Here is a 24,205-nt window from a genome sequence, read left to right on the forward strand (position 1 = left end):
TCCGCAGATAAGTGCGCTGCGCTTTCCGCCGTCATCGCCGGATCAAGTCCGGCCATGACGGACCGCCCTACTTGTCCCCGGACGACGCCTTTGGTGTTTCCGCAACCCCGCCACGGACGAGCCGCCATGACTTCTCCCGTCAGCCCTCCCTCCGTCAGCGCCCACGACAAGGCCGCGATCCTGTCCGAGGCCCTGCCCTACATGCAGCAGCACGACGACGCCATCGTCGTGGTCAAGTATGGCGGCCACGCCATGGGCAACGAGCAGGTGGCGCGCGACTTCGCCCGCGACATCGTGCTCCTGGAGCAGGCCGGCATCAACCCGGTGGTCGTGCACGGCGGCGGGCCGCAGATCTCCGAGATGCTGAAGCGCCTCGGCATCAAGTCGGAGTTCGCGGCCGGGCACCGCATCACCGACGCGGCCAGCGTCGAGGTGGTCGAGATGGTCCTCGCCGGCTCGATCAACAAGCAGCTCGTCGGCTTCATCAACGCCCAGGGCGGCCGGGCGGTCGGGCTCAGCGGCAAGGACGGCAACATGGTCGTCGCCCGCAAGGCGACGCGGACGGTGGTCGACCCGGATTCCCATATCGAGCGGGTGATCGACCTCGGCTTCGTCGGCGAGCCCGACACCGTCGACACCACCGTGCTCGATCAGGTGCTCCGGTCCGACATCATCCCGGTGCTGGCGCCGGTCGCCGCCTCGGCCGAGGGCGGCACCTTCAACGTCAACGCCGACACCTTCGCCGGCGCGGTGGCGGGCTCGCTCAAGGCCAAGCGCCTGCTGCTGCTCACCGACGTGCCCGGCGTGCTCGACAAGTCGGGCCAGCTGATCGAGGAGCTCGACGTCGAGCGCGTGCGCTCCCTGATCGCCGACGGCACCATCTCCGGCGGCATGATCCCCAAGGTGGAGACCTGCATCTATGCCCTGGAGCAGGGCGTGGAAGCCGTGGTGATCATCGACGGCAAGGTGCCGCACGCCGTGCTGCTCGAGCTCCTGACCGACCACGGCGCCGGCACGCTGATCCGGCGCTGAGAGGTTCGCTGCCCGGCGGGCGCATCCGGGCGCCTGCTCACGCCCGGCCGGGCGCGGTCGCCTTGAGCACGATCACGCCGAAGAGGGCGAAGCCGACGAGCATCGCCGCGCCGCCGACCGCGGCGAGCAGCTCGCCGATGTCGTAGCCGAGATTGATCAGGGCGATGCCCGGGATCATCACCGCCAGCGCCACCACGGCGGTGAAGAAGTGCAGGCGCGGCATGAGGCCGTCGGCGGCGATCGGGACGGCGCGGTAGAACAGGGCGTAGATCGCCATCGACACCCAGCCGAGGAGGTTGAGATGGGCGTGGGCCGGGGCCAGGGAGAAGTCCTGGCGCATGCCCATCATCATGCCCATCCCCATGCCGAGGAGGCCGGCGAGCACGGCGATACGCAGGAAATAGTCCGAGATCCGGGTCATGGGGTATTCCTCTCTTGCGGCTGGGTCCTGGACGTGGGCCGGGGTCACTGGACGCCTGCGCCTTTTCGGCGCAGCATCGCCAATTCGCTTAAATCCATCTTAAGATGGGCCCTGCAACGATGCCCGACCCGGGAGCTCCTCGTCCACGATGAACCAGCTGGTACAGCTTGGAAGTTTTTCTCAGATGTGCGGCTTCGCACATGTCGAGACCTGGGTGTTCGACCTCGACAACACGCTCTATCCGCACCACGCCAATCTGTGGGAGCAGGTCGACAACCGCATCACCACCTGGATCGCCGCCTATTTCGGCGTCGACGGCCTCACCGCCCGGGCCCTCCAGAAGCACTATTACAAGCAGCACGGCACGTCGCTGCGCGGGCTGATGATCGACGAGGGCATCGCACCCGACCAGTTCCTCGACTTCGCCCACGACATCGACCATTCGCCGCTGGCGCCGGACCCTTCGCTCGGCCTGGCGCTCGCCGCCCTGCCGGGGCGCAAGCTGATCTTCACCTCCGGCTCGCGCCGGCATGCGGAGGCGGTGACGCGCCGGCTCGGCTGCGAGGCGCAGTTCGAGGACGTGTTCGACATCGTCGCCGCCGACTTCGTGCCCAAGCCCGCGGCAGCCACCTACGAGCGCTTCCTGAAACGCCACGGCGTCGACCCGCGCAAGGCCGCGATGTTCGAGGACCTGTCGCGCAACCTGGAAGTGCCGCACGCCCTCGGCATGGAGACGGTGCTGGTGGTGCCGCGTGGCAGCCGGCAGGTGGAACGCGAGGACTGGGAGCTCTGCGGCCGCGGCGAGGCGCATGTCGACCACGTCACCGATGATCTGCCGGCTTTCCTGACAGATTTGCCGGCAAAGTTCCTCGGACGCTAGCCGGCGCCATGGCGGATGCCGCCATCATCGACGCTCTGCGGCGCATGGGCCTCGTCGGGCCCGACGAGGCGGTGCGGCTGACGCCGCTGACCGGCGGCGTCTCTTCCGACATCCATCTCGTCGAGGCCGCCGGGCGGCGCTTCTGCGTCAAGCGGGCGCTGGCGCGCCTCAAGGTCGCGGCGGTGTGGGAGGTGCCGCTGCAGCGCAACGCGGCGGAGGCGGACTGGCTGCGCCAGGTCGGAGCCTGGCTCCCCTCGGCGGCGCCCGAGGTGCTGGGCGAAGACGCCGGGCTCGGCTGCTTCGCCATGAGCTACCTGCCGCCGGCGGAGAACCCGGTCTGGAAGGCCGAGCTCCTCGCCGGGCGCATCGACACCGGCTTTGCCGGCCGGGTCGGCCAGGACCTGGCGGCGATCCACGCCCGCAGCGCCGCGGACCCGACGATGGCCGGCCGCTTCGCCCATGACGCAACCTTCGAGGCGATCCGGATCGAGCCCTATCTCCTTGCCACCGGCCGCGCCCATCCCGCCCTCGCCGGCCGCTTCGCGGCCCTGGCGGCGGCGACCCTCGCCTGCAGGCGCGCCCTGGTTCATGGCGACGCCAGCCCGAAGAACATCCTGACGGGCGCGCAGGGCCCGGTCTTCCTCGACGCCGAGTGCGCCTGGTTCGGCGATCCCGCCTTCGACCTCGCCTTCTGCCTCAACCATCTCCTGCTCAAGGGCGCGCGCGGCGGCGCGGACCGGCGCGGTTATCTCGCCGCCTTCTCGGCCCTGGCCGAGGCCTATCGCGCCGGCATCGCCTGGGAGGAGCCCGCCGGGCTCGAGGCCCGGGCGGCGGCCCTGCTCCCCGCCCTCTTCCTCGCCCGCATCGACGGCAAGTCGCCGGTGGAATATCTGACGGCCGAGGCCGAACGCGACGCCGTGCGCCGCTGCGCCGTGCCGCTGGTCGCCGAACCGCCCGCCCGCCTCGCCGACATCGCCGTCCGCTGGATCAGCACGCCATGACCGAGCCCGCCATCCGATCCGTCCACGCCCGCCGCATCTGGGATTCACGCGGCCGGCCGACCGTCGAGGCCGAGGTGACGCTGAGCGACGGCACGGTCGGCCGCGGCCTCGCGCCGGCCGGCGCCTCGCGCGGCAGCCGCGAGGCGGTGGACCGGCGCGACGGCGGCACGCGCTTCGGCGGCCTCGACGTGCAGGGAGCCATCGCCAGTGTCCGCGACGAGATCGGCCCGGCGCTCGCCGGCCGCGATCCCTTCGACCAGGCCGGCATCGACGCGGCGCTGATCGCCCTGGACGGCACGCCGACCAAGGCTCGCCTCGGCGGCAATGCCACCGTGGCGGTCTCGCTCGCCGTGCTGCAGGCCGCCGCCGCCAGCCGCGGCCTGCCGCTCTGGCGGCACCTGGCGGGCGAGGATGCCGTGACCATCCCCCTGCCCGAGATCCAGATCTTCGGCGGCGGCGCCCATGCCGGCCGGCGCACCGACATCCAGGACTTCATGGTGATGGCCCCGCGGGCGCGAAGCTTCGCCGAGGCGCTTGAGGTCACGGCCGAGGTCTACCGCGCCGCCGGCGCCGTGATGGCCGGGCGCGGCCTGCTCCAGGGCGTCGCCGACGAGGGCGGCTGGTGGCCGGCCTTCACCTCCAACGAGGAGGCGCTGGACGCGCTCGTCGCCGCCATCGAGCGCGCCGGCTTCACGCCGGGCGAGGAGGCGGCGATCTCGCTCGACATCGCCGCCTCGGAGTTCGGCCGTGGCGGGCGCTACCGGCTCGGCCTGGAGGGCCGCGAGCTCGACCGCGACGGCATGGCCGAATACCTCATGGGCTGGTGCGCGCGCTATCCCATCCTGTCGATCGAGGACCCCTTCGCCGAGGACGACGCGGAAGGCCTCGCCCGCTTCACCGCCGCGGTCGGCGACCACATCCAGGTGATCGGCGACGACTTTCTCGTCACCAACGCCGCGCTTGTGGCCGCGGCCGCGCAGGCCGGCACGGTCAATGCCGTGCTCGTCAAGGTCAACCAGGCCGGCACGGTGAGCGAGGCGCGGGCCGCCTGCGAGGCCGGCCGCCGCGCCGGGTTCGGCACCATCGTCTCGGCCCGCTCGGGCGAGACCGAGGACGTCGCCATCGCCCATCTGGCGGTGGGCTGGAGCGCCGGCCAGCTCAAGGTCGGCTCCTTCGCCCGCTCCGAGCGGATGGCGAAGTGGAACGAGGTGCTGCGCATCGAGGAGGCGCTGGGCGCACGCGCCCGCTTCGCCGGCCTGACGGCCTTGCCGTTCCGGCGCTCCCGATAGGCGGGGTCAGCCCTGCGGCGGCAGCTTGCGCGCCGTCTTCAGCTTCTGCCAGTTGTTGGTCTGGCTGACCATCTCGCGGATCGAGGCGATGTTCTGTGCCGCCTCCGCGGGGCTGAGGTCGCGGCTCGCCACGGTCTGGGCCTCGCCGAACTTGCCCTGCAGCGCCAGCACCAGCGCCAGGTTCTGGCGGGCGCGCATGTCGGCGCGCGGATCGGCATTGGCCTGCCGCAGCACCTTCTCGGCGTTGGCGAGGTCGTTGGAGAGAGCGTAGGACAGGCCGAGGTTGGAGAGCACCGAGGGCTCGCCCGGCGCGATCTTGAGGGCGGTGTCGTAGTGATCGCGCGCTTCGCTGCTGCGGCCCATCTGGTCCAGCACCGCGCCCTGGGCCATCAGGATGCGCCAGTCCGGCTTGTCCGGCATATGGGCCCGCGACAGCACGTCGAGCGCCTGGTCGAACTGGCCGTTGGCCGCCAGCGCCCGGCCATATTCGCCGAGCAGGGCCTGGTTCTTCGGGTTGGCGATCGCCGCCCGCTGCACCACCGCCAGCGCCTGGGCGTTCTGGTCGGTCTCGCGCAGGGCGCGCGCATAGATCATCGCCGCCCGGGGATCGGACGGGTTCTTGTCATAGGCGGGCTGCCACTGCGCGGCGATGGCGCGCCAGCCCTCGGGGCTGGTGGCGGCCGGCGGGGCGGCCGGCGTGCTGATCGAGCCGGTGATCGGGTTGTCGTCGAAGGTCTTGCAGCCGCCGAGAGCGAGTCCCAGGGCGATGAAGACGGCGAAGCTGGAACGGCGCATGCGGCCCCCCTCGGCGGCGGCAAATCGGGCGCCACGGCGCCCCAAATCGGTCCTCCTGGTGATAATTGGTTAACCTTACTGGATGGTTAAGAGGGGGGATGCACGCGGCGACGGCGCACGGTCGAAACGCCGTGCTCGACGCCCGTCCCCTGCACCTCGTGGGAGGAGAGGAGCAACCGTCCCGCTCGAAACCGTCCCGCCGCCTCAATCCTCGTCGAGGCAGGCGCGGATGCCTTCGCGGTAGGTGGGATAGAGGAGGTCGCAGCCGAGCTCGCGGCGCAGGCGGCGGTTGGAGACGCGCTTGTTCTCGCCGTAGAAGGACCGGCCCATCGGCGAGAGGTCGGCGGCCTCGAAGTCGATCTCCGGCGGCGGCTCGCGGCCGAGGAGATGCGCGGCGTAGGCGATCACGTCCTGGGGCGGCGCCGGCTCGTCGTCGGCGACGTTGATCAGCGGCCCGACCGCGGGCCGGCCGATCCCGGCGATGAGGGCGCCGGCGATGTCGTCGACATGGATGCGGTTGAACACCTGTCCCGGCTTGACGATGCGCCGCGCCGTGCCCTCGCGCAGGTTGCGCACCGCGTTCTGGCCGGGGCCGTAGATGCCGGCGAGGCGGAACACCTGCACCGCCCGGCCCGCGCGCGCGCCGAGATCGATCCAGGCCCGCTCGACCTCGGCCCGGCGCCGGTTGCGCTCGGCGGTGGGGCGGATCGGCGTGTCCTCGTCGATCCAGGCGCCATCGAAGCCGCCATAGACGCCGACGGTGGAGAGATAGCCGATCCAGGCCAGCGCCGGCGCCGCGGCGATGTCGTCCGCCAGCGCCCGCAGCACGGGGTCGCCGGTCGCGTCCGGCGGGATCGAGACCAGGATATGGGTGGCCGCCGCCACCGCCCCGCGCAGCGCCGGGCCGGCCGACAGCCCGTCGAACGCCAGCGTCTCCACACCGAGCGCCGCGGCCCGCTCGGCCGCCGCCTCCGGCGTGCGGGCGGTGCCCGCGACGTGGCCGAACCCGGCTCCCGCCCGCAGGACGAAACGCGAGGCGGAATAGCCGAGCCCGAAGACGAGCAGGCGCCTCACTGGCCGGACAGCCCGTCGAAGAAGTCCTTGACCTTGGCGAAGAAGCCGGCGCTCTCGGGCTGCGTCTCCTTCGACGACACCGCGTCGAACTCGGCGAGGAGGTCGCGCTGGCGCCGCGTCAGGTTCTTCGGCGTCTCGACGAAGACCTGGACATACATGTCGCCGACGTCGCGCGCGCGCAGCACCGGCATGCCCTTGCCCCTGAGGCGGACCTGGCGGCCGGTCTGGGTGCCCTCCGGGACCTGCACCTTGGCCTGGGCGCCGTCGATGGTCGGCACGGTGAACTCGCCGCCGAGCGCGGCCGTGACCATCGACACCGGCACGCGGCAGTGGAGGTCGGCCCCGTCTCGTTGAAAGAACGGATGGGGCTGGATCGACAGGAAGATGTAGAGGTCGCCCGGCGGCCCGCCGCGCGCGCCCGCCTCGCCCTCGTTGGACAGGCGGATGCGGGTGCCGTCCTCGACGCCGGCGGGGATGTTGACCGAGAGCGTGCGCTCGCGCGTGACGCGGCCGGCGCCGCCGCAGGCGGCGCAGGGATCGTCGATGACCTCGCCCCGGCCATGGCAGGTGGGGCAGGTGCGCTCGATGGAGAAGAAGCCCTGGGTGGCGCGCACCCGGCCGTGGCCGGCGCAGGTGCCGCACTGACGCGGCTTGGAACCCGGCTTGGCGCCGGAACCGGAGCAGGCCTCGCAGGTGACGGAGGTCGGGATCTTCACCGTCGCCGTCTTGCCCTTGAAAGCGTCCTCCAGCTCGATCTCCATGTTGTAGCGCAGGTCCGCCCCGCGCTCGCGACCGCCGCCTCCGCCCCGCGACCGCCCCCCGCCACGACCGGTGAGGTCGTCGAAGATGTCGTTGAAGATGTCGGTGAAGGAGCCGAAGCCGCCGGCCTCGAAGCCGCCGCGCCCGCCCATGCCGCCATTCTCGAACGCGGCATGGCCGAAGCGGTCATAGGCGGCCCGCTTCTGGCCGTCCTTCAGCGCCTCATAGGCCTCGTTCACCTCCTTGAACCGGGCCTCGGCTTCCTTGTTGCCGGGATTGCGGTCGGGATGGTGCAGCATCGCCAGCTTGCGAAACGCGGCCTTGAGCTCGCCGTCGCTCGCCTCGCGACTGACGCCAAGGACTTCGTAATAGTCGCGCTTGGCCATGGATCAGACCGGACTGCTGAGGGCGCCCCTCTCCCACGCGGGAGAGTCGCCGGAACGGGGGACCGGACTCCAGGCCGGCGGCCTGCCGCGGCAAGAGCCTGATCCTGCTTGGATTTCACGATTCGGCGCCATCGTCAAAGCTGCAAACCCTTCAGGCCGCCTTCGTCCACGGGCAAAGACGGCACCGCCCGCACCGGCCGGGCGAGAAATGCCCGTGCCGATGCCGGCAAGATATGCGAAAGCCCTCGCCGTTCCGGGCGAGGGCCCTGCACGCTGCGGACGGCTCAGGCCCGCTTTTTCTTGTCCTCGTCGACCTCTTCGAAGTCGGCGTCGACCACGTCGTCCTGCGGCTTGCCGGCCGAGGCCTCGGCCTCGGCGCCGGGGGCGGCCTGGCTGGCCTGGTAGAGCGCCTCGCCGAGCTTCATCGAGGCCTGCATCAACTCGTTGGTGCGGGCCTTGATCGCCTCGGCGTCGTCGCCGTCCTTGACCGCCTTCAACGCGGCGACCGCGCTCTCCACGGTCGACTTGTCGGCGGCCGAGACCTTGTCGCCGAGGTCGCGCAGCGACTTCTCGGCCTGGTGCACCGCCGCATCGGCCTGGTTGCGGACCTCGACGAGCTCGCGGCGCTTCTTGTCCTCGGCCGCGTTGGCCTGGGCGTCCTTGACCATCTTCTCGATGTCGGCCTCGCTGAGGCCGCCCGAAGCCTGGATGCGGATCTGCTGCTCCTTGCCGGTGGCCTTGTCCTTGGCCGAGACCTGGACGATGCCGTTGGCGTCGATGTCGAAGGTGACCTCGACCTGCGGCACGCCGCGCGGCGCCGGCGGCAGGCCGACCAGGTCGAACTGGCCGAGCGCCTTGTTGTCGGCGGCCATCTCGCGCTCGCCCTGGAAGACGCGGATGGTCACGGCCGTCTGGTTGTCCTCGGCGGTCGAGAACACCTGGCCCTTCTTGGTCGGGATCGTGGTGTTGCGGTCGATCAGCCGGGTGAACACGCCGCCCAGCGTCTCGATGCCCAGCGACAGCGGGGTCACGTCGAGCAGCAGCACGTCCTTGACGTCACCCTGCAGCACGCCGGCCTGAACCGCCGCGCCGATGGCCACGACCTCGTCGGGGTTGACGCCCTTGTGCGGCTCCTTGCCGAAGAACTGCTTCACGATCTCCTGGATCTTGGGCATGCGCGTCATGCCGCCGACGAGGACGACCTCGTCGATCTGGCCGGCCGCCAGGCCCGCATCCTTGAGCGCCTTGCGGCAGGGCTCGACGGTGCGCTGGATCAGGTCGTCGACCAGGCTCTCGAACTTGGCGCGCGACAGCTTCAGCGTCAGGTGCTTGGGACCGGTCGCGTCCGCCGTGATGTAGGGCAGGTTGATCTCGGTCTGGGCCGTCGAGGACAGCTCGATCTTGGCCTTCTCGGCCGCCTCCTTCAGGCGCTGCAGGGCGAGCTTGTCCTTCTTCAGGTCGATGCCCTGCTCGCGCTTGAACTCGTCAGCGAGATACTCGACCAGGCGCATGTCGAAGTCCTCGCCGCCGAGGAAGGTGTCGCCGTTGGTCGACTTCACCTCGAACACGCCGTCGCCGATCTCCAGGATCGACACGTCGAAGGTGCCGCCGCCGAGGTCGTAGACCGCGATGGTGCCGGTCTTCTTCTTGTCGAGGCCGTAGGCGAGCGCCGCGGCGGTCGGCTCGTTGATGATGCGCAGCACTTCCAGGCCGGCGATCTTGCCGGCGTCCTTGGTGGCCTGGCGCTGGGCGTCGTTGAAATAGGCGGGCACGGTGATGACGGCCTGCGTCACGGGCTGGCCGAGATGGGCCTCCGCCGTCTCCTTCATCTTCTGCAGGACGAAGGCCGAGATCTGCGAGGGCGAATAGGTCTTGCCGTCCGCCTCCACCCAGGCGTCGCCGTTGGGGGCGCGCACGATCTTGTAAGGGACGAGGCCGATGTCCTTCTTGGTCATCGGGTCGTCGAAGGTGCGGCCGATCAGGCGCTTGATGGCGAAGAAGGTGCGCTCCGGATTGGTGACCGCCTGGCGCTTGGCCGGCTGGCCGACGAGGCGCTCGCCGTCGTCGGTGATGGCCACGATCGAAGGCGTGGTGCGCATGCCTTCCGAATTCTCGATGACCCGTGCGTTTGCGCCTTCCATGACCGCAACGCAGGAATTGGTGGTGCCGAGGTCGATGCCGATTACTTTAGCCATTCGTCTTGTCCTTCCTTGTCAGCAGACCGGCGCGCCCCGAAGCAGCAGCGCCGAAGCCGGATCCCCACGGTAGGAACCGGCCGGTCCCTATCGGAATGTCCCGCCTGTCCGACGGGGCTGGCGGGTATATAAGAGGCCGGTTTTGGGGCCGCAAGGCGCGATTGCGGCCCTGGAGACGAATGCGTGGCCCGGGTTCCGCCCCCCGCCGCCGCGGCCGCCCCGCGCCCGGTCCGGCAGGGGTTTGCGGCGCCCCGCGCCGGTGCTATCCGGGGCCGGCGAGACAGCCCGCGCCGGCGGCGCGGCCAACCCGTCGGACGGCCCATGCAGCTCTATCCCTCCCGTTTCGACCGGACGCAGCAGGAGGATCTGGTGGCGGCGATCCGCGCGGCGGTGCGGGCCGCGCCGCTCTACGTGCCGCGCATGCCGCGGACCGGAAAGCCCTTCTCGGTCCGGATGACCAATTGCGGCCGGCTCGGCTGGGTCTCCGACGAGGCCGGCTACCGCTACCAGGCCACCCATCCCGAAACCGGGGAGCCCTGGCCCGCCATTCCCCAGCCGCTCGAGGCGCTGTGGCGCGAGGTCGCCGGCTATCCCCTGCCGCCCGAGGCCTGCCTGGTCAATGTCTATGCCGCCGATGCGCGCATGGGCCTGCACCAGGACCGCGACGAGGCGGATTTCTCCGCCCCGGTGGTCTCGGTCTCGCTCGGCGACACCTGCCTGTTCCGCCTCGGCGGCACCGAGCGCCGCGACCCGACCCGCTCCTTCCGCCTCGCCTCGGGCGACGTCCTGGTGCTCGGCGGCGACAGCCGCCTCGCCTTCCACGGCGTCGACCGGCTCTATCCCGGCACCTCGACGCTGCTGCGCGGCGGCGGGCGCATCAACCTGACGCTGCGCCGGGTGACGAAACCGCCCGCAGCGGCCTGACGGCGGTCTCTGCCGGCGCCTCGCCCGCCAGCCGGCGCAGCAGGAAGACCAGCAGCGCCGGCAGCACCAGCGCCGCGCCGGGGATGCCGGCGAGGCCGCCCATCAGGGTGAGCAGCGGCAGCAGGGTGACGAGGAGATAGACGATGCGCTCGCGTCCGGCTCCGCCGCCGACCGCCAGCACGGCCCAGACGGCGACCAGCAGGTCGTAGCTCATCAGATAGGGCGTGGCGACGAGGCCGGCGACCATCAGCGCCGCGTAGGAGAGCAGCGGGTCGCGCGGGCGCCGATAGGTCCAGGCCACGGCGCCGGCGGCGGCAAGGGCGGCCAGGACCTGCAGGCCGTAGGCGAGGCCCGAGGAGGCGCCGAGGAGGCGGGCGTTCATGTAGAGCGTCGGCATGAAGGCATAGCTGACATTGGTGGGCCGGCTCAGCACCAGCTCCTGCATCGGCGCGCCGACGGTGAGGTAGAGCCGCCAGAGATCGACGCCCCAGAGCAGGGCGGTGGCGCCGGCCAGGGCCAGGGTCGTCGCCGCAGCGGCGAAGACGACGCGCCAGCGCCCGGTGAGGACCAGCATCAGCGGAAAGAGCAGGCCGAGCTGCGGCTTGACGGTGAGCAGGCCGAGCAGCATGCCGGCCAGCAGCGGCCGCCGGTCGAGGTTGCGCCAGATGCCGATCAGGAGCGCCAGGAGGAGGAAGGAGGCCTGCCCGGAGATCCAGCAGAACACGCCGGCCGGCGCCAGGACGAGGACCGGCCAGGCGAAGCGCCGGTCGGCGGTGACGGGCACCACGACGAGGAGGGCGAGGAGCGACAGCGCCGTCCACAGCGCCAGGGCCGGCAGGTAGGGCATGAGGCCGAAGGGCGCCATCACCAGCATGAAATGCGGCGCATAGGACCATTGCTGCGCCGGATAGTCCCAGCCGGTCAGGGCGGCGAGGTGCTGGTTGTAGAGGCGGATGTCGTAGTAGCGCCCGGCCTCGCCGCTCCAGGCCTCCCGGCCATAGACCCAGGCATTGAGGAAGTCGCGTCCGAGGGCATAGCCGTTGACGTCACGCGGGAACGGCGCCTGCCACGCGACGGAGAGGAGATAGGCTGCCAGCAGCCCGGCCCCCAGGACGATGCCGGGGATGAAGATCAGGCGATGGAGGCGGGGCGTCGCTGCGGGCACGTGCATCTCCGATGGGTCCGCCGCCGCCGCGCGGCGCCCGGTCCTGCGTCCGCCATCCTGCCATGGTGGGGTTAACGCCACACCTTCGGACCATCGCGGCGGCGCGCCGCGACGCCGGCCGCCGGACCCATGGACATCCCCGACCTGGCGTGCGTAATCTGGAGGTCTGGGGGGTCGGGTTGCGTCGCTCGGATGGGCCGCAGCCATATCGACCGGAGATTTCCGCCTTGAGCGACGGCCCCAGCGAGTTCGACCTCAGCGCCGCTTGGATCCGCCGGGCGCAGGGGGACCTCAAGGCCTTCCTGGAAGCGTTCGCAGTTCGGATGGAATCGGCGCTGCCCGACCATGTCGTCGTCGAACGCCGACGCGATGGCTTCTTCTCCTCCACGCGCCATGTCACCGGCGTAACAGTCCGGACCGACGGGGATGTGTTCATCCTGGGCATGGCGGGCGCGCGCCTGGTCGCCCGGCGCCAGAAGCTGGTGCGCGGCGTGGCCGTGAAGACCGAGGTGCTCGGCATGCCGGAATGGCTGGTCGCGCTCGACCGCGAGGTCAAGCTGCTGGCCGAGCAGGCCGGCGCGGCGCAGAGCGCGCTGCACGGGCTCCTCATGTCCTGACCGGGAGGAGCGGCGCCATGTCCTGGCTGAGCTGGTTGACAGGGGGCCAGACCCCGGCGGAGGCCGAGCAGGCCCGCCTCGCCTCGGAGGCCGACGCGCGGCGCCTGGCGGAATGGGAGACGGCGCTGCAGCGCGGGCGGCTGCCGGGCTTCGTCGCCGAGCGCCTGCAGGCGGCGTCCGCGGGCCGGACGCCGTGGCTGACGACCATGACCGCGGCCGAGCTGATGCTGGCGCGCTCCCACGGCATCCGCCCCATTGCCACGGTCTCGGGAACCTGCTGGTTCCACTACGGCTATTCCTGGACCAAGGGCCATTCCGCCGGCTGGCACGCCGCGCTGTCGCGGCTGAAGCTCGAGGCGGCCGCCGCCGGCGCCAATGCGGTGGTCGACGTGAAGATGCGCCGCATCAACCTCGATATCGGCGAGAGCATGGACTTCACCGTGCTGGGCACCGCCGTGCGCTTCGACGGCCTGCCGCCGAGCCCGGACCCGGTCGTCGCCACCGTGCCGGCCCTCGAATTCGCGCGGCTGCTCGAGGCCGGGATCGTCCCCGTGGGCATCGGCATCGGCGCGCACTACGAATGGCTCTCCCGCGGCGGCAATCTCGACGGCGCCGGCAGCTTCTCCAACCGGCCGCTGACCGGTCTCGGCAATTTCTGGGAGCGGGTGCGGCGCATCGCCCATGCCGAGCTGCGCCGGGACACCGCGGCCCAGGGCAACGGCGTGCTGGCCCACACCCATTTCGGCCAGCTCTTCAAGATCGAGAACGACGACGCGCCGGGCCGCTATCTCGGGCGCCACATCGTGGTCGGGACGATCGTCGATGCGCCCCGGCGCCTTCCCGTGCCGCACGGGATCGAGATGGTGCTCGACATGAACGAGGCGGCCTCGCCGCTGTCGACGGCGAGCCGCCATGGCCACACGGCCTATGACGGCGTCGACCAAGAGGGAGAGATATGAGCAACACCGACCAGGATCTGCCGCAGCACGCGCTGGAGCGCCTCAAGGGGCTGCGCAGCCAGGGCCATCCCGGCGGCATCTTCACCTCCGACTTCTCGGTCAACGAGTTCCTGCTGGTGCGCAAGGCCGGCTTCGAGCCGGTCGGGCTGTGCATCGGCTCGTGCATCTACCATGTCGGCATCCAGTACGGCAGCTGGTCGAAGAACCAGGAGCTCGATGTCCTGTCCCAGGCGATGTACCATGCCCGCGAGCTGGCGATGACGCGCATGCGCGAGGAGGCCGCCGACATGGGCGCGGACGGCGTGGTCGGCGTCCAGCTGACGGTCAAGCGGCTGGCCTGGGACGCCAACGTGCTGGAGTTCGTCGCCATCGGCACCGGCGTGGTGCATGCCGAAGGCAGCCCGGCCTTCAAGGGCCCCAAGGGCCAGCCCTTCACCTCGGACCTCTCCGGCCAGGATTTCTGGACGCTGCTGCAGGCCGGCTACCGCCCGCTCGAGATGGTGATGGGCTCCTGCGTCTATCACGTGGCGCATCGCGGCTTCATGAAGACGCTCGGCCAGGCCGGCCAGAACGTCGAGCTGACCAATTTCTCCCAGGCCATGTACGACGCCCGCGAGATCGCCATGGAGCGCATGCAGAACGAGGCCACCGAGGCCCGGGCCGAAGGCGTGGTCGGCGTCGACCTGCACGAGGGCAACCATGTCTGGGAGCCGCACGTCATCGAGTTCTTCGCCGTGGGCACGGCCGTCGTGCCGATCTCGAGCGAGCCGAGCGCGTCGAAGATTCCCGATCCGCAGCTCGTCCTGTCCGTGAACAGCTGAGGAGACCGAGCCATGAGCATCCTTGAACGCATCGCCGACCTGTTCCAGGCCAAGACCCACAAGCTCCTGTCGCGACTCGAGGATCCCAACGAGACGCTGGACCTGTCCTACGAGCGGATGCTCACGGGGCTGCAGGAGACCAGGCGCCACCTCGCCGACGTGGTGACGGAGCGCACCTCGCTGGAGCGCCAGATCGCCGCCGGCCGGGCCGAGGCCGAGCGGGCCGAGAACGATGCGCGCCTGGCCATCCGCTCCGACCGCGAGGACCTCGCCCGCGCCGCCCTGGCGCACAAGCAGGCGGCCCTGGCCAAGCTCGACACGCTGGCCCAGGCCCGCAACGCCATCGCGGCGCAGGCCGACAAGCTCATCGAGTACCAGTCCAAGCTCGAAGCCAGGATCGAGCAGTTCCGCAACCAGAAAGAGGTGATGAAGAGCACCTATGCCGCGGCGCAGGCCCAGGTGCGGGTGACCGAATCGCTGACGGGCATCGGCTCCGACCTCGGCAATGTCGGCGGCGCCCTGCAGCGGGCCCAGGACAAGGTCGAGGGCATGCAGGCCCGGGCCGGGGCGATGGAGGGCATGCTCGAGGCCGGGATCCTGACCGACCCGCTCGACCCCAGGAGCGCCACCGACCACGAGCTCGACAAGCTGCGCGCAACCGGCGCCATCGACGCCGACATGGCGCGCCTGAAGGCCGAGCTCGGCGGCGAGACCGGGGGCAAGGCGCTGCCGGCGCCCTGAAGCCGCGTCCCCTCCGTCCGGGCCGCGCGCGGGTCGCGGTTGCGTCCTTCGGCGCGGCGACGCCCCGTGTCACCCGACTGGTCCGTCCGGCGGGCAATCCTGCCCGGCCTTCGCATGGCTGCCGTCGCCATCCGCGGCCGCGGCGACGCGCCCCTGCCGGGAAAAACGGCGCCCTGCCCACAAGTTCACCCTGGAATGCCTCCAAAGCGCAATTGACTCGCCGCAGGTCTTTTGATCGATTGGTCAAAATCAACGAGGACTTGCAGAGATCCGGCATGCGCTCCGGGGGAGCGGCGAACGGTTCGGGCGCGTCGCGCCCGGGCCGGTCGAGGCGCATGCGGAAAAGCGTCGTCCGCGGAAGCGGGCCCTTCTCAAGGTCGCAGGCGACGTGTCATGCTCAATCCAGGCGCGACTGCGGAGCGCCTCGTCCAGACGAGAACAAGAACGGGAGTGTCCTTCATGAAATCGATGCTGATGGGTCTGGCGCTCGCGCTGGCCGCCGCGACGTCGGCCATGGCTGCCGACAAGGGCCCGGCGGTGATCTACGACATGGGCGGCAAGTTCGACAAATCCTTCAACGAGGCGGCCTATAACGGCGCAGAGCGCTGGAAGAAGGAGAGCGGCAAGACCTATCGCGAGTTCGAGATCACCAACGCCTCGCAGCGCGAGCAGGCCCTGAGCCGCTTCGCCCGCGACGGCAACAACCCGATCGTCGTGCTCGGCTTCGCCTATGAGGACGCGGTCAAGGCGGTGGCGCCGAAATTCCCCAAGACCAGCTTCGCGATCGTCGACATGGTGGTCGACCTGCCCAACGTCGCCTCCTACGTCTTCAAGGAGCAGGAGGGCTCCTATCTCGTCGGCCTGCTGGCGGCCAAGACCTCGAAGACCGGCACGGTCGGCTTCGTCGGCGGCATGGACATCCCGCTGATCCGCAAGTTCGCCTGCGGCTATGTCCAGGGCGCCAAGGCCGGCAATGCCGCGATCAAGGTCATCCAGAACATGACCGGCACCACGCCGGCCGCCTGGAACGACCCGGGCCGCGGCTCGGAGCTGGCCAAGGCGCAGATCGCCCAGGGCGCCGACATCGTCTACGCCGCCGCCGGCCAGACCGGGCTCGGCGTGCTGCAGGCGGCCGCCGACGGCGGCAAGCTCGGCATCGGCGTCGATTCCAACCAGAACCCGCTCTATCCCGGCAAGGTGCTGACCTCGATGGTGAAGCGGGTGGACGAGGCGACCTACCAGGCCTTCGACACCGGCACCAAGGGCACGTTCAAGCCCGGCATCCAGGACCTCGGCCTGAAGGAAGGCGGCGTCGACTACGCCATGGACGACAACAACAAGGCCCTGGTGACCGCCGAGGCCAAGGCGGCGGTGGAGGCGGCCAAGGCCGACATCATCGCCGGCAAGACCCAGGTGCACGACTACATGTCGGACAATGCCTGCCCGGTGAACTGAAGCCGTCGCCACGGAGACGGACCGACCGGGCGGCGCGGGGGAACGGTCGCCGGCGCAGCATGCGCCGGCAGCCGGCCATGCGCGACGGCCTCGGTCGTCCGCCCGCCTCGCCGCCCCATCGCCCGCCGATCCGGAGAGCTGAGCCATGGCGAGCGCCATCGAACTGCGCAAGATCGACAAGAGCTTCGGCCCGGTGCACGCCAACAGGGCCATCGACCTCGCGGTCGAGCGGGGCACGATCCACGGCATCGTCGGCGAGAACGGCGCCGGCAAGTCGACGCTGATGTCGATCCTCTACGGCTTCTACGAAGCCGATTCGGGCGAGATCTTCGTCGGCGGCGAGAAGAAGGCCATCCGCTCCTCGCAGGACGCCATCGCCGCCGGCATCGGCATGGTGCACCAGCACTTCATGCTGGTCGACCCGTTCACCGTGCTGGAGAACGTCATGCTCGGCGCCGAGGGCGGGGCGCTGCTCGCCCGCGGGCAGGCCAAGGCCCGGGCCGAGCTGACGCGCCTGGAGGCCGCCTACCACCTCGACGTCGATCCCGACGCTGTGGTCGGCGAGCTCGCCGTCGGCAGCCAGCAGCGGGTCGAGATCCTCAAGGCGCTCTACCGCGGCGCCGACATCCTGATCCTGGACGAGCCGACCGGCGTGCTGACGCCGGCGGAGGCCGACCAGCTCTTCGAGATCCTGAAAGTCCTGAAGGCGCAGGGCAAGACGGTGCTCCTGATCACCCACAAGCTGCGCGAGATCATGGCCGTCACGGACCGCGTCTCGGTCATGCGCCGCGGCGAGATGGTGGCGACGCTGGAGACCGCCCGCACCAACCCCGCCGAGCTCGCCGAGCTGATGGTCGGGCGGCGCGTGCTGCTGCGGGTCGACAAGAAGCCGGCCCAGCCCGGGCGCACGGTGCTCTCCGTGGAGACCCTCACCCTGCGCGACGAGAAGGGCGTGGCGCGGGTGGAGAATGTCAGCTTCACGGTGCGGGCCGGCGAGATCGTCGGCATCGCCGGCGTCGCCGGCAACGGCCAGTCCGAGGTGCTGGAGGCGATCGCCGGCATCCGCCAGCCCTCCGAGGGCCGCATCCTGATTGACGGCCGCGACATGGCCGCAGCCGACCCCGGCGCGCTGCGCAAGGCCGGGCTCGCCCATGTGCCGGAGGACCGGCTGCGCATGGGGCTGGTCAAGGCCTTCGCCGCCTATGAGAGCGCCATCCTCGGCTATCACGACGACCCGGCGCTGGGACGCGGCCCCTTCCTCGACCAGGGCCGGATGATCGCCGACCTCGCGGCCAAGATGCACAAATACGATGTCCGGCCCCAGGATCCACGGCTCAAGACCGCCAATTTCTCCGGTGGCAACGCCCAGAAGATCGTGCTGGCGCGCGAGATCGAGCGCGACCCCGAGCTCCTGATCGTCGGCCAGCCGACGCGCGGCGTCGACATCGGCGCCATCGAGTTCATCCACCGCCAGCTCCTGGCGATGCGCGACGCGGGCAAGGCGATCCTGCTGGTCTCGGTCGAGCTGGAGGAGGTGATGGCGCTCTCCGACCGCATCCTGGTGATGTGCGCCGGCCGCATCTCCGGCGAATGCCCGGCCGAGCGGGCCGACGAGCAGCGCCTCGGCCTCCTGATGGCCGGGGTGATGGAGCAGGCGGCATGACCGGCGCAAGCGAGCTGCCGCGCTGGGCCGACGTGATCCTGCTGCCGCTGATCAACGTCGCCGCCGCCTTCCTGGCCTCGGGCCTGGTGGTGCTGATCATCGGCGAGAACCCGCTGGAGGCGGTGTCGATCCTGATCCAGGGCGCCTTCGGCTATGCCGAGGGCATCGGCTTCACCCTGTTCTACGCCACCAACTTCATCTTCACGGGCCTGGCCGTGGCGGTGGCCTTCCATGCCGGCCTGTTCAACATCGGCGGCGACGGCCAGGCCTATGTCGCCGGCCTCGGCCTGGCGCTGGCGTGCCTGGCCATGCCCGGCATGCCCTTCCTGGTGGTGCTGCCGGTGGCGGTCCTGGCCTCGATGCTGTTCGGCGCGGCCTGGGCCTTCATCCCCGCCTATCTCCAGGCCAGGCGCGGCAGCCATGTCGTGATCACCACGATCATGTTCAACTTCATCGCCTCGGCGCTGATGGTCTACCTCCTGGTCGACGTGCTGAAGCCCGCCGGCAGCATGAACCCGGAATCGGCGCAGTTCCCGCCGAACACCGTGCTGCCGATGATCCACGACCTGTGGAAGCCCTTCGGCTTCGACCTGGAGTTCACCCGGCTCAACATCTCCTTCGTGCTGGCGCTGGTCGCCGCAGTGGCTGTGTGGGCGCTGATCTGGAAGACGCGGCTCGGCTACGAGATCCGCACCGTCGGGCACAATCCGGTGGCGGCGGTCTATGCCGGCATCTCGCCGGCGCGCATCACCATCATCGCCATGCTCCTGTCGGGCGGCATCGCCGGGCTGATGTCGGTCAACGTGCTGATGGGCGACCAGCAGCGCCTGGTGCTCGACTATACCGCCGGCGCCGGCTTCGTCGGCATCGCCGTGGCGCTGATGGGGCGCTCCCACCCCTTCGGCATCGTGCTGGCCTCGATCCTGTTCGGCGCGCTCTACCAGGGCGGGGCCGAGCTCGCCTTCGAGAAGCCGAACATCAACCGCGACATGATCGTGGTCATCCAGGGCATGGTGATCCTGTTCGCGGGGGCGCTGGAGCACATGTTCAAGCCGCAGCTCGCCGCGCTCCTCGCCCGCCTGCGCCGCCCGCGGATCGCGAGGGCCTGAGATGGAGTTCCTCGACCAGCTCCCGGTGATCCTCGCCTCGACCGTGCGGCTCTCGGCGCCGCTGATCTTCTGCTGCCTCGCCGGCCTCTATTCCGAGCGCTCGGGCGTGGTCGATATCGGCCTGGAAGGCAAAATGCTCGCCGCGGCCTTCGCCGCCGGCGTGGTCGCCGCCACCTGGGGCTCGGCCTGGCTCGGCCTGGCCGCGGCCATCGTCGCGGCGATCGTGTTCTCGCTGATCCACGGCGTCTCCGCCATCTCCTACCGCGGCAACCAGATCGTCTCGGGGGTGGCCATCAACATGCTGGCGCTGGGGCTGACCGCCCTGCTCGGCAATGTCTGGTACGGCCAGGGCGGGCGCACGCCGACGCTCTCCGGCGCCGCGCGCTTCGAGCCGATCACGCTGCCCTTCGCCGAGGCCCTGCGCCCGGTGCCGCTGGTCGGCCGCCTCTATGCGGAGGTGCTCTCGGGCCACAACATCCTGGTCTATGTCGCGGTGGCGTGCGTGCCGCTGACCGCCTGGGTGGTGTACCGGACGCGGTTCGGCCTGCGCCTGCGCGCCGTCGGCGAGAATCCGGCCGCCGCCGACACCGCCGGCATCTCGGTGGCCTGGCTACGCTACCGGGCGGTGCTGATCTGCGGCGTGCTCACGGGCCTGGCCGGCGCCTATCTCTCCATCGCCCAGTCCGCCGCCTTCGTGCCCAACATGACCGCCGGCAAGGGCTTCATGGCGCTGGCGGCGCTGATCTTCGCCAAATGGCGGCCCTGGCCCTCGCTCGGCGCCTGCCTCCTGTTCGGCTTCCTCGACGCCTTCGCCATCCAGATGCAGGGCAAGAGCCTGCCGCTGATCGGCGCGGTGCCGGTGCAGCTCATCCTCGCCCTGCCCTATATCCTCACCGTGGTGCTGCTCGCAGGGTTCATCGGCTCGGCGACGCCGCCGAGGGCCTCGGGCACCCCTTATGTGAAGGAGCGCTGATGGGCGGTCTCAACGAGCTGTTCGAGGCCGCCAGGGCGGTGCGCGAGCGGGCCCACGCCCCCTATTCCCGCTTCAAGGTCGGGGCGGCGATCCGGGCGCGGTCCGGCCGCATCCATGCGGGCTGCAACGTGGAGAACGCCGCCTATCCCGTCGGCGCCTGCGCCGAGGGCGGCGCCATCTCGGCGATGGTGGCGGGCGGCGACGTCGCGATCGCCGAGATCCTGGTGCTGGGCTGGAACGATGCGAACCCGGATGCGCCCGGCCTGACCACGCCGTGCGGGGGCTGCCGCCAGCGCATCCGCGAGTTCGCCGCGCCCTCGACGCCGGTGCACGTCGCCGGGCCGGAGGGCATCCGCCGCAGCTTCACGCTGGAGGAGCTCCTGCCGGCGAGCTTCGGGCCGGAGAACCTCGAGGGCTGAGCGCGGGCCTATTTCAGGCCCATCACCGAGATCATGGCCGGGCCCATGATCACCACGAACAGCACCGGCAGGAAGAACACGATCATCGGCACGGTCAGCATCGGCGGCAGGGCGGCGGCCTTCTTCTCCGCCTCCATCATCCGCATGTCGCGATTCTCCTGGGCGAGGACGCGCAGGGTGTGGCCGAGCGGCGTGCCGTAGCGCTCCGACTGGACCAGCGCCGTCGTCACCGCCTTGACGCCGTCGAGGCCGGTGCGGGCGGCGAGGTTCTCGAAGGCCTGGCGACGGTCGGGCAGATAGGACAGCTCGGCCGTGGTGACGCCGAGCTCCTCGGCCAGCGGAACGGACGCGGTGGCGACCTCGCCGCTGACCTTGCGGAAGGCATGCTCGATCGACATGCCGGATTCCACGCAGATCAGGAGAAGGTCGAGCGCGTCGGGCCAGGCCCGGCGGATCGAGAGCTGGCGCTTCTGCACCGAGTTCTTCAGGAACAGCTCCGGCGCCTTGACGCCGATATAGGCGACGCCGATGCAGATCGCGACCTTGAACAGCGGCGGGAAGGCGAGATTGACCAGGACGAAGAGATAGAGGAGCGAAAGGGCGAGCAGGGCCAGCGGGGTCACGGCCCGGAACACCAGGAAGGTCCACATCGCCGCGGGCGAGCGATAGCCCGCCATCGTCAGGCGGGCGCGCGCATCCTCGGTGCCGAGCCAGCGCGACAGGTTGAAGATGTCGACGACCCGCTTCATCGTCGCGTTCTGCGCCTGGCGCAGGGAGACGGCGTCGCCCTTGGCGGCGCGCTCGCGTTCGCGGGCCCGGATCTTCGAGCGCTCCAGCGCCACATTGTTCATGCGGCGCAGCAACCCGTCGTTCTGCATGACCGGCATCGCCAGCGTGAGCACCGTCGCCGCCGCCGCAATGGCGATCAGGATGGTGGTCAGGAGGCGCGGGTCGTGGATCACCCGCAGGATGAGAAGGACGATGTCATGTGCGATCTCCACCATGTCCCTCGCCTCAGAAATCGAAACTGATCATCTTGCGCATCACGAAGATGCCGGATGCCATCCAGAGGGCACAGCACACCAGCATGATGTTGCCCGTGTCGGTCTGCCACAGCAGGGCGATGTAGGCCGGCGTCGTGAGGTAGACGAGCAGCATGACCACGAGGGGCAGCGCGCCGATGATGCTGGCCGAAGCCTTGGCCTCGGTCGACACCGCCTTGATCTTGGCCCGCATCTTCTTGCGCTCGCGCAGCACCTTGGAGAGGTTGCCGAGGGCCTCGGAAAGATTGCCGCCGGACTTCTGCTGGACGCCGATGACGATGCCGAAGAAATTCGCCTCCGCGCAGGGCATGCGCTCGTAGATGCGCTGCACCGCTTCGCCGACGGGGATGCCGAGCGTCTGGGTCTCGATCACGTAGCGGAACTCGCCCTTGACCGGCTCTGCCGTCTCGCCGGCGACGATGCGCAGGCAGTCGCCGAGCGGCAGCCCGGCCTTGACGCCGCGCACCACCACGTCGAGCGCATTGGGAAACTCTTCGGTGAAGGCCTTGAGGCGCTTGTTGCGGCGGCGCCGGAGATACCAGCGCGGCAGGCCGAGGCCGCCGACGAGGAAGGCGATGCCGGTCGTGATCAGGGAATGGGTGATGAAGAAGGTGGCCAGGGCCAGCAGCACCGCGCAGACGACGGAGACGATGGCGAAGGTCCGCTTCGTCCAGGTCAGGCCGGCCTGCTCGATCTGCACCGACAGGGGCGGCGATTTGGCCCGCTTCTGCTTCTCGTCGAGCTCCTTCAGCGACTGCAGGACCTGGTCGCGCTTGGAGACCTCGACGACGCGGGCCGCGCGCTTGCTGCGCTCCGGCCCCTGGACGGCCTTCTGGCGCTTCTCCGCCCGGACCTGGCCGGAGAGCACGGGATAGAGGAAGACATAGCGACCGCCCCGACCGCGACCGTCACCAAGAAGACGAAGGCGAGGCCCTGCAGGCTCACCCGCGGCAGCAGGCCCTCGATCGCCGGAAGGGAAAGATCCATCGCGCTCACTCCATCCTTCGGGGCGCTAGTGCGCCGCCTCGATCTCGGCGGCGTCGAGGGCGGCGGCCAGCCGCTTCTCCTCGCCGTAGTAGCGCGCCCGCTCCCAGAAGCGCGGACGGCCGATGCCGGTCGAGCGGTGACGGCCGATCAGCCGGCCATTGGGGTCCTCGCCGATGAGGTCGTAGACGAACAGGTCCTGGGTGGTGATCACGTCGCCCTCCATGCCCATCACCTCGGTGATGTGGGTGATGCGGCGCGAGCCGTCGCGCAGGCGCGCCGCCTGGATGATGACGTCGATCGAGGTGGTCATCATCTCGCGGATGGTGCGCGAGGGCAGCGCGAATCCGCCCATGGTGATCATGGATTCGATGCGCGACAGGCATTCGCGCGGGCTGTTGGCGTGCAGCGTGCCCATCGAGCCGTCATGGCCGGTGTTCATCGCCTGCAGCAGGTCGAAGGCCTCGGGGCCGCGGACCTCGCCGACGATGATCCGCTCGGGACGCATGCGCAGGCAGTTGCGGACGAGGTCGCGCATGGTGACGGCGCCGCTGCCCTCCAGGTTCGGCGGCCGGGTCTCCAGGCGCACGGTGTGCGGCTGCTGCAGCTGCAGCTCGGCGGCGTCCTCGCAGGTGATGACGCGCTCGTCGTTGTCGATATAGTTGGTCAGGCAGTTGAGCAGCGTGGTCTTGCCCGAGCCCGTGCCGCCGGAGATGACCACGTTGCAGCGCACGCGGCCGATGATCTTCAGGATCTCGCCGCCCTCGGGCGAGATGGCGCCGAACTTGATCAGCTGATCGAGCGTCAGCTTCTCCTTCTTGAACTTGCGGATGGTGAGCGCCGGCCCGTCGATCGCCAGCGGCGGGGCGATGACGTTGACGCGCGAGCCGTCGGGCAGGCGGGCGTCGCAGATGGGCGAGGACTCGTCGACGCGGCGCCCGACCTGGCTGACGATGCGCTGGCAGATGTTCATCAGCTGCGCATTGTCGCGGAAGCGCACGTTGGTGAGCTGGATCTTGCCGCCGACCTCGATATAAGTCCGGCCGGCGCCGTTGACCATGATGTCGGCAATGTCGTCGCGCGAGAGCAGCGGCTCGAGCGGCCCGTATCCGAGGACGTCGTTGCAGATGTCGTCGAGCAGCTCCTCCTGCTCGGCGATCGACATCACGATGTTCTTGATGCCGATGATCTCGTTGACGATGTCGCGGATCTCTTCGCGCGCGCTGTCGCCGTCGAGCTTGGCGAGCTGCGACAGATCGATCGCGTCGATCAGCGCGCCGAAGACCATGCTCTTGGTTTCGTAATATTTGTCGGACTTGCGGGTCTCGACCGGTACGGCCTCCGATGGGCGGACGGGCGACGACGCAGCCTTCGCCGGCGAGGACGCAGGCGTCCGCGCCGCGGCATCCGGCGCCCCGAAACCCGGTGCCGGCACCGGACCGACATTGCCACGCTTACCAAACATCCCGCCTCACTCCGCCAATCCTGGTGTCAACCCGG

At 70.2% G+C, this 24,205-nt stretch carries 22 protein-coding genes and 1 pseudogene; 14 read left to right on the forward strand and 9 right to left on the reverse strand.

Going from position 1 to position 24,205, the window contains the following annotated elements:
- The first annotated feature begins 126 nt into the window (after positions 1–126).
- Complete coding sequence (argB, locus tag QO011_RS26970) at positions 127–1,032, forward strand: acetylglutamate kinase (RefSeq protein ID WP_307279159.1); 906 nt, start codon at positions 127–129, stop codon at positions 1,030–1,032.
- Between the two features lie 37 nt (positions 1,033–1,069).
- Here argB and QO011_RS26975 read toward each other — a convergent pair whose 3' ends face one another.
- A complete protein-coding gene (locus QO011_RS26975) occupies positions 1,070–1,453 on the reverse strand; it encodes a hypothetical protein (protein ID WP_307279161.1) in 384 nt (127 codons plus the stop codon).
- A gap of 184 nt (positions 1,454–1,637) precedes the next feature.
- Here QO011_RS26975 and QO011_RS26980 point away from each other — a divergent pair, with 184 nt between their 5' ends.
- Genes QO011_RS26980 through eno form a run of 3 tightly spaced genes read left to right on the forward strand, consistent with a single transcriptional unit; the run spans position 1,638 to position 4,623 of the window.
- Positions 1,638–2,333 carry a pyrimidine 5'-nucleotidase gene (locus QO011_RS26980; RefSeq protein WP_307279163.1) on the forward strand — a complete coding sequence of 232 codons (696 nt, stop codon included), beginning with the start codon at positions 1,638–1,640 and terminating at the stop codon, positions 2,331–2,333.
- 8 nt (positions 2,334–2,341) lie between these two features.
- Positions 2,342–3,334, forward strand: a complete 993-nt coding sequence (locus QO011_RS26985) for an aminoglycoside phosphotransferase family protein (RefSeq protein ID WP_307279166.1) — start codon at positions 2,342–2,344, stop codon at positions 3,332–3,334.
- Entirely contained in the window at positions 3,331–4,623 is a 1,293-nt protein-coding gene (gene eno / locus QO011_RS26990) for a phosphopyruvate hydratase (RefSeq protein WP_307279168.1), read from the forward strand. Before QO011_RS26985 ends, eno begins: the two co-directional genes overlap by 4 nt.
- 6 nt (positions 4,624–4,629) lie before the next feature.
- Here the strand turns inward: eno and QO011_RS26995 are convergent, their stop codons facing one another.
- The 4 genes from QO011_RS26995 to dnaK all read right to left on the reverse strand — a co-directional run bounded on the left by QO011_RS26995 (position 4,630) and on the right by dnaK (position 9,832).
- Positions 4,630–5,418, reverse strand: a complete 789-nt coding sequence (locus QO011_RS26995) for a tetratricopeptide repeat protein (RefSeq protein ID WP_307279169.1) — start codon at positions 5,416–5,418, stop codon at positions 4,630–4,632.
- A gap of 204 nt (positions 5,419–5,622) precedes the next feature.
- Positions 5,623–6,492, reverse strand: a complete 870-nt coding sequence (locus tag QO011_RS27000) for an SDR family oxidoreductase (RefSeq protein ID WP_307279171.1) — start codon at positions 6,490–6,492, stop codon at positions 5,623–5,625.
- Complete coding sequence (gene dnaJ / locus QO011_RS27005; RefSeq protein WP_307279173.1) at positions 6,489–7,637, reverse strand: molecular chaperone DnaJ; 1,149 nt, start codon at positions 7,635–7,637, stop codon at positions 6,489–6,491. Before dnaJ ends, QO011_RS27000 begins: the two co-directional genes overlap by 4 nt.
- A 284-nt stretch (positions 7,638–7,921) precedes the next feature.
- Complete coding sequence (dnaK, locus tag QO011_RS27010; protein ID WP_307279175.1) at positions 7,922–9,832, reverse strand: molecular chaperone DnaK; 1,911 nt, start codon at positions 9,830–9,832, stop codon at positions 7,922–7,924.
- Positions 9,833–10,153: 321 nt separating this feature from the next.
- Between dnaK and QO011_RS27015 the strand changes: the two genes are divergently transcribed.
- Positions 10,154–10,756 (forward strand): alpha-ketoglutarate-dependent dioxygenase AlkB family protein, encoded by a 603-nt coding sequence (locus QO011_RS27015; protein ID WP_307279177.1) that lies wholly within the window; start codon positions 10,154–10,156, stop codon positions 10,754–10,756.
- On the opposite strand, the gene QO011_RS27020 is transcribed toward QO011_RS27015, so the two are convergent.
- Positions 10,710–11,921 (reverse strand): glycosyltransferase family 87 protein, encoded by a 1,212-nt coding sequence (locus tag QO011_RS27020; protein ID WP_307279179.1) that lies wholly within the window; start codon positions 11,919–11,921, stop codon positions 10,710–10,712. The genes QO011_RS27015 and QO011_RS27020 overlap by 47 nt on opposite strands.
- A 227-nt stretch (positions 11,922–12,148) precedes the next feature.
- Here QO011_RS27020 and QO011_RS27025 point away from each other — a divergent pair, with 227 nt between their 5' ends.
- The 9 genes from QO011_RS27025 to QO011_RS27065 all read left to right on the forward strand — a co-directional run bounded on the left by QO011_RS27025 (position 12,149) and on the right by QO011_RS27065 (position 20,678).
- Entirely contained in the window at positions 12,149–12,538 is a 390-nt protein-coding gene (locus QO011_RS27025) for a hypothetical protein (RefSeq protein WP_307279182.1), read from the forward strand.
- Between the two features lie 17 nt (positions 12,539–12,555).
- Positions 12,556–13,497 (forward strand): heavy metal-binding domain-containing protein, encoded by a 942-nt coding sequence (locus QO011_RS27030; RefSeq protein ID WP_307279184.1) that lies wholly within the window; start codon positions 12,556–12,558, stop codon positions 13,495–13,497.
- Positions 13,494–14,318, forward strand: coding sequence for a heavy metal-binding domain-containing protein (locus tag QO011_RS27035; protein WP_307279186.1), 825 nt, complete (start codon positions 13,494–13,496; stop codon positions 14,316–14,318). The genes QO011_RS27030 and QO011_RS27035 overlap by 4 nt, the downstream gene beginning before the upstream one ends.
- A 12-nt stretch (positions 14,319–14,330) precedes the next feature.
- Positions 14,331–15,059 (forward strand): PspA/IM30 family protein, encoded by a 729-nt coding sequence (locus QO011_RS27040; protein WP_307279188.1) that lies wholly within the window; start codon positions 14,331–14,333, stop codon positions 15,057–15,059.
- Positions 15,060–15,518: 459 nt separating this feature from the next.
- Entirely contained in the window at positions 15,519–16,514 is a 996-nt protein-coding gene (locus tag QO011_RS27045; RefSeq protein ID WP_307279191.1) for a BMP family lipoprotein, read from the forward strand.
- Between the two features lie 145 nt (positions 16,515–16,659).
- Positions 16,660–18,177, forward strand: coding sequence for an ABC transporter ATP-binding protein (locus tag QO011_RS27050; RefSeq protein WP_307279194.1), 1,518 nt, complete (start codon positions 16,660–16,662; stop codon positions 18,175–18,177).
- Positions 18,174–19,286, forward strand: coding sequence for an ABC transporter permease (locus tag QO011_RS27055; protein ID WP_307279197.1), 1,113 nt, complete (start codon positions 18,174–18,176; stop codon positions 19,284–19,286). The genes QO011_RS27050 and QO011_RS27055 overlap by 4 nt, the downstream gene beginning before the upstream one ends.
- A gap of 1 nt (position 19,287) precedes the next feature.
- Positions 19,288–20,259 (forward strand): ABC transporter permease, encoded by a 972-nt coding sequence (locus QO011_RS27060; RefSeq protein WP_307279199.1) that lies wholly within the window; start codon positions 19,288–19,290, stop codon positions 20,257–20,259.
- Positions 20,259–20,678, forward strand: coding sequence for a cytidine deaminase (locus QO011_RS27065; protein ID WP_307279200.1), 420 nt, complete (start codon positions 20,259–20,261; stop codon positions 20,676–20,678). The genes QO011_RS27060 and QO011_RS27065 overlap by 1 nt, the downstream gene beginning before the upstream one ends.
- Before the next feature lie 8 nt (positions 20,679–20,686).
- Here QO011_RS27065 and QO011_RS27070 read toward each other — a convergent pair whose 3' ends face one another.
- From QO011_RS27070 to QO011_RS27080, 3 genes and pseudogenes are all read right to left on the reverse strand, one after another.
- Positions 20,687–21,661 (reverse strand): type II secretion system F family protein, encoded by a 975-nt coding sequence (locus tag QO011_RS27070; RefSeq protein ID WP_370882018.1) that lies wholly within the window; start codon positions 21,659–21,661, stop codon positions 20,687–20,689.
- Positions 21,662–21,692: 31 nt separating this feature from the next.
- Positions 21,693–22,666, reverse strand: a pseudogene (locus tag QO011_RS27075) (type II secretion system F family protein).
- 67 nt (positions 22,667–22,733) lie between these two features.
- On the reverse strand, positions 22,734–24,170 hold the full coding sequence (locus QO011_RS27080; RefSeq protein WP_307279207.1) for a TadA family conjugal transfer-associated ATPase: 1,437 nt from the start codon (positions 24,168–24,170) through the stop codon (positions 22,734–22,736).
- Between the last annotated feature and the right edge of the window lie 35 nt (positions 24,171–24,205).

Source organism: Labrys wisconsinensis (assembly GCF_030814995.1).
Lineage (GTDB): Bacteria > Pseudomonadota > Alphaproteobacteria > Rhizobiales > Labraceae > Labrys > Labrys wisconsinensis.

Excerpts from the sequence above, each read along its gene's own strand:
- QO011_RS27060 (WP_307279199.1), top strand. The coding sequence starts at position 19,288 with ATGGAGTTCCTCGACCAGCTCCCGGTGATCCTCGCCTCGACCGTGCGG.
- argB (WP_307279159.1), top strand. The coding sequence starts at position 127 with ATGACTTCTCCCGTCAGCCCTCCCTCCGTCAGCGCCCACGACAAGGCC.
- dnaJ (WP_307279173.1), bottom strand. The coding sequence starts at position 7,637 with ATGGCCAAGCGCGACTATTACGAAGTCCTTGGCGTCAGTCGCGAGGCG.
- QO011_RS27040 (WP_307279188.1), top strand. The coding sequence starts at position 14,331 with ATGAGCATCCTTGAACGCATCGCCGACCTGTTCCAGGCCAAGACCCAC.
- eno (WP_307279168.1), top strand. The coding sequence starts at position 3,331 with ATGACCGAGCCCGCCATCCGATCCGTCCACGCCCGCCGCATCTGGGAT.
- QO011_RS26985 (WP_307279166.1), top strand. The coding sequence starts at position 2,342 with ATGGCGGATGCCGCCATCATCGACGCTCTGCGGCGCATGGGCCTCGTC.
- QO011_RS26995 (WP_307279169.1), bottom strand. The coding sequence starts at position 5,418 with ATGCGCCGTTCCAGCTTCGCCGTCTTCATCGCCCTGGGACTCGCTCTC.
- QO011_RS27065 (WP_307279200.1), top strand. The coding sequence starts at position 20,259 with ATGGGCGGTCTCAACGAGCTGTTCGAGGCCGCCAGGGCGGTGCGCGAG.
- QO011_RS27035 (WP_307279186.1), top strand. The coding sequence starts at position 13,494 with ATGAGCAACACCGACCAGGATCTGCCGCAGCACGCGCTGGAGCGCCTC.
- QO011_RS27055 (WP_307279197.1), top strand. The coding sequence starts at position 18,174 with ATGACCGGCGCAAGCGAGCTGCCGCGCTGGGCCGACGTGATCCTGCTG.
- QO011_RS26975 (WP_307279161.1), bottom strand. The coding sequence starts at position 1,453 with ATGACCCGGATCTCGGACTATTTCCTGCGTATCGCCGTGCTCGCCGGC.
- QO011_RS26980 (WP_307279163.1), top strand. The coding sequence starts at position 1,638 with ATGTGCGGCTTCGCACATGTCGAGACCTGGGTGTTCGACCTCGACAAC.
- QO011_RS27015 (WP_307279177.1), top strand. The coding sequence starts at position 10,154 with ATGCAGCTCTATCCCTCCCGTTTCGACCGGACGCAGCAGGAGGATCTG.
- QO011_RS27030 (WP_307279184.1), top strand. The coding sequence starts at position 12,556 with ATGTCCTGGCTGAGCTGGTTGACAGGGGGCCAGACCCCGGCGGAGGCC.
- QO011_RS27080 (WP_307279207.1), bottom strand. The coding sequence starts at position 24,170 with ATGTTTGGTAAGCGTGGCAATGTCGGTCCGGTGCCGGCACCGGGTTTC.
- QO011_RS27045 (WP_307279191.1), top strand. The coding sequence starts at position 15,519 with ATGAAATCGATGCTGATGGGTCTGGCGCTCGCGCTGGCCGCCGCGACG.
- dnaK (WP_307279175.1), bottom strand. The coding sequence starts at position 9,832 with ATGGCTAAAGTAATCGGCATCGACCTCGGCACCACCAATTCCTGCGTT.
- QO011_RS27050 (WP_307279194.1), top strand. The coding sequence starts at position 16,660 with ATGGCGAGCGCCATCGAACTGCGCAAGATCGACAAGAGCTTCGGCCCG.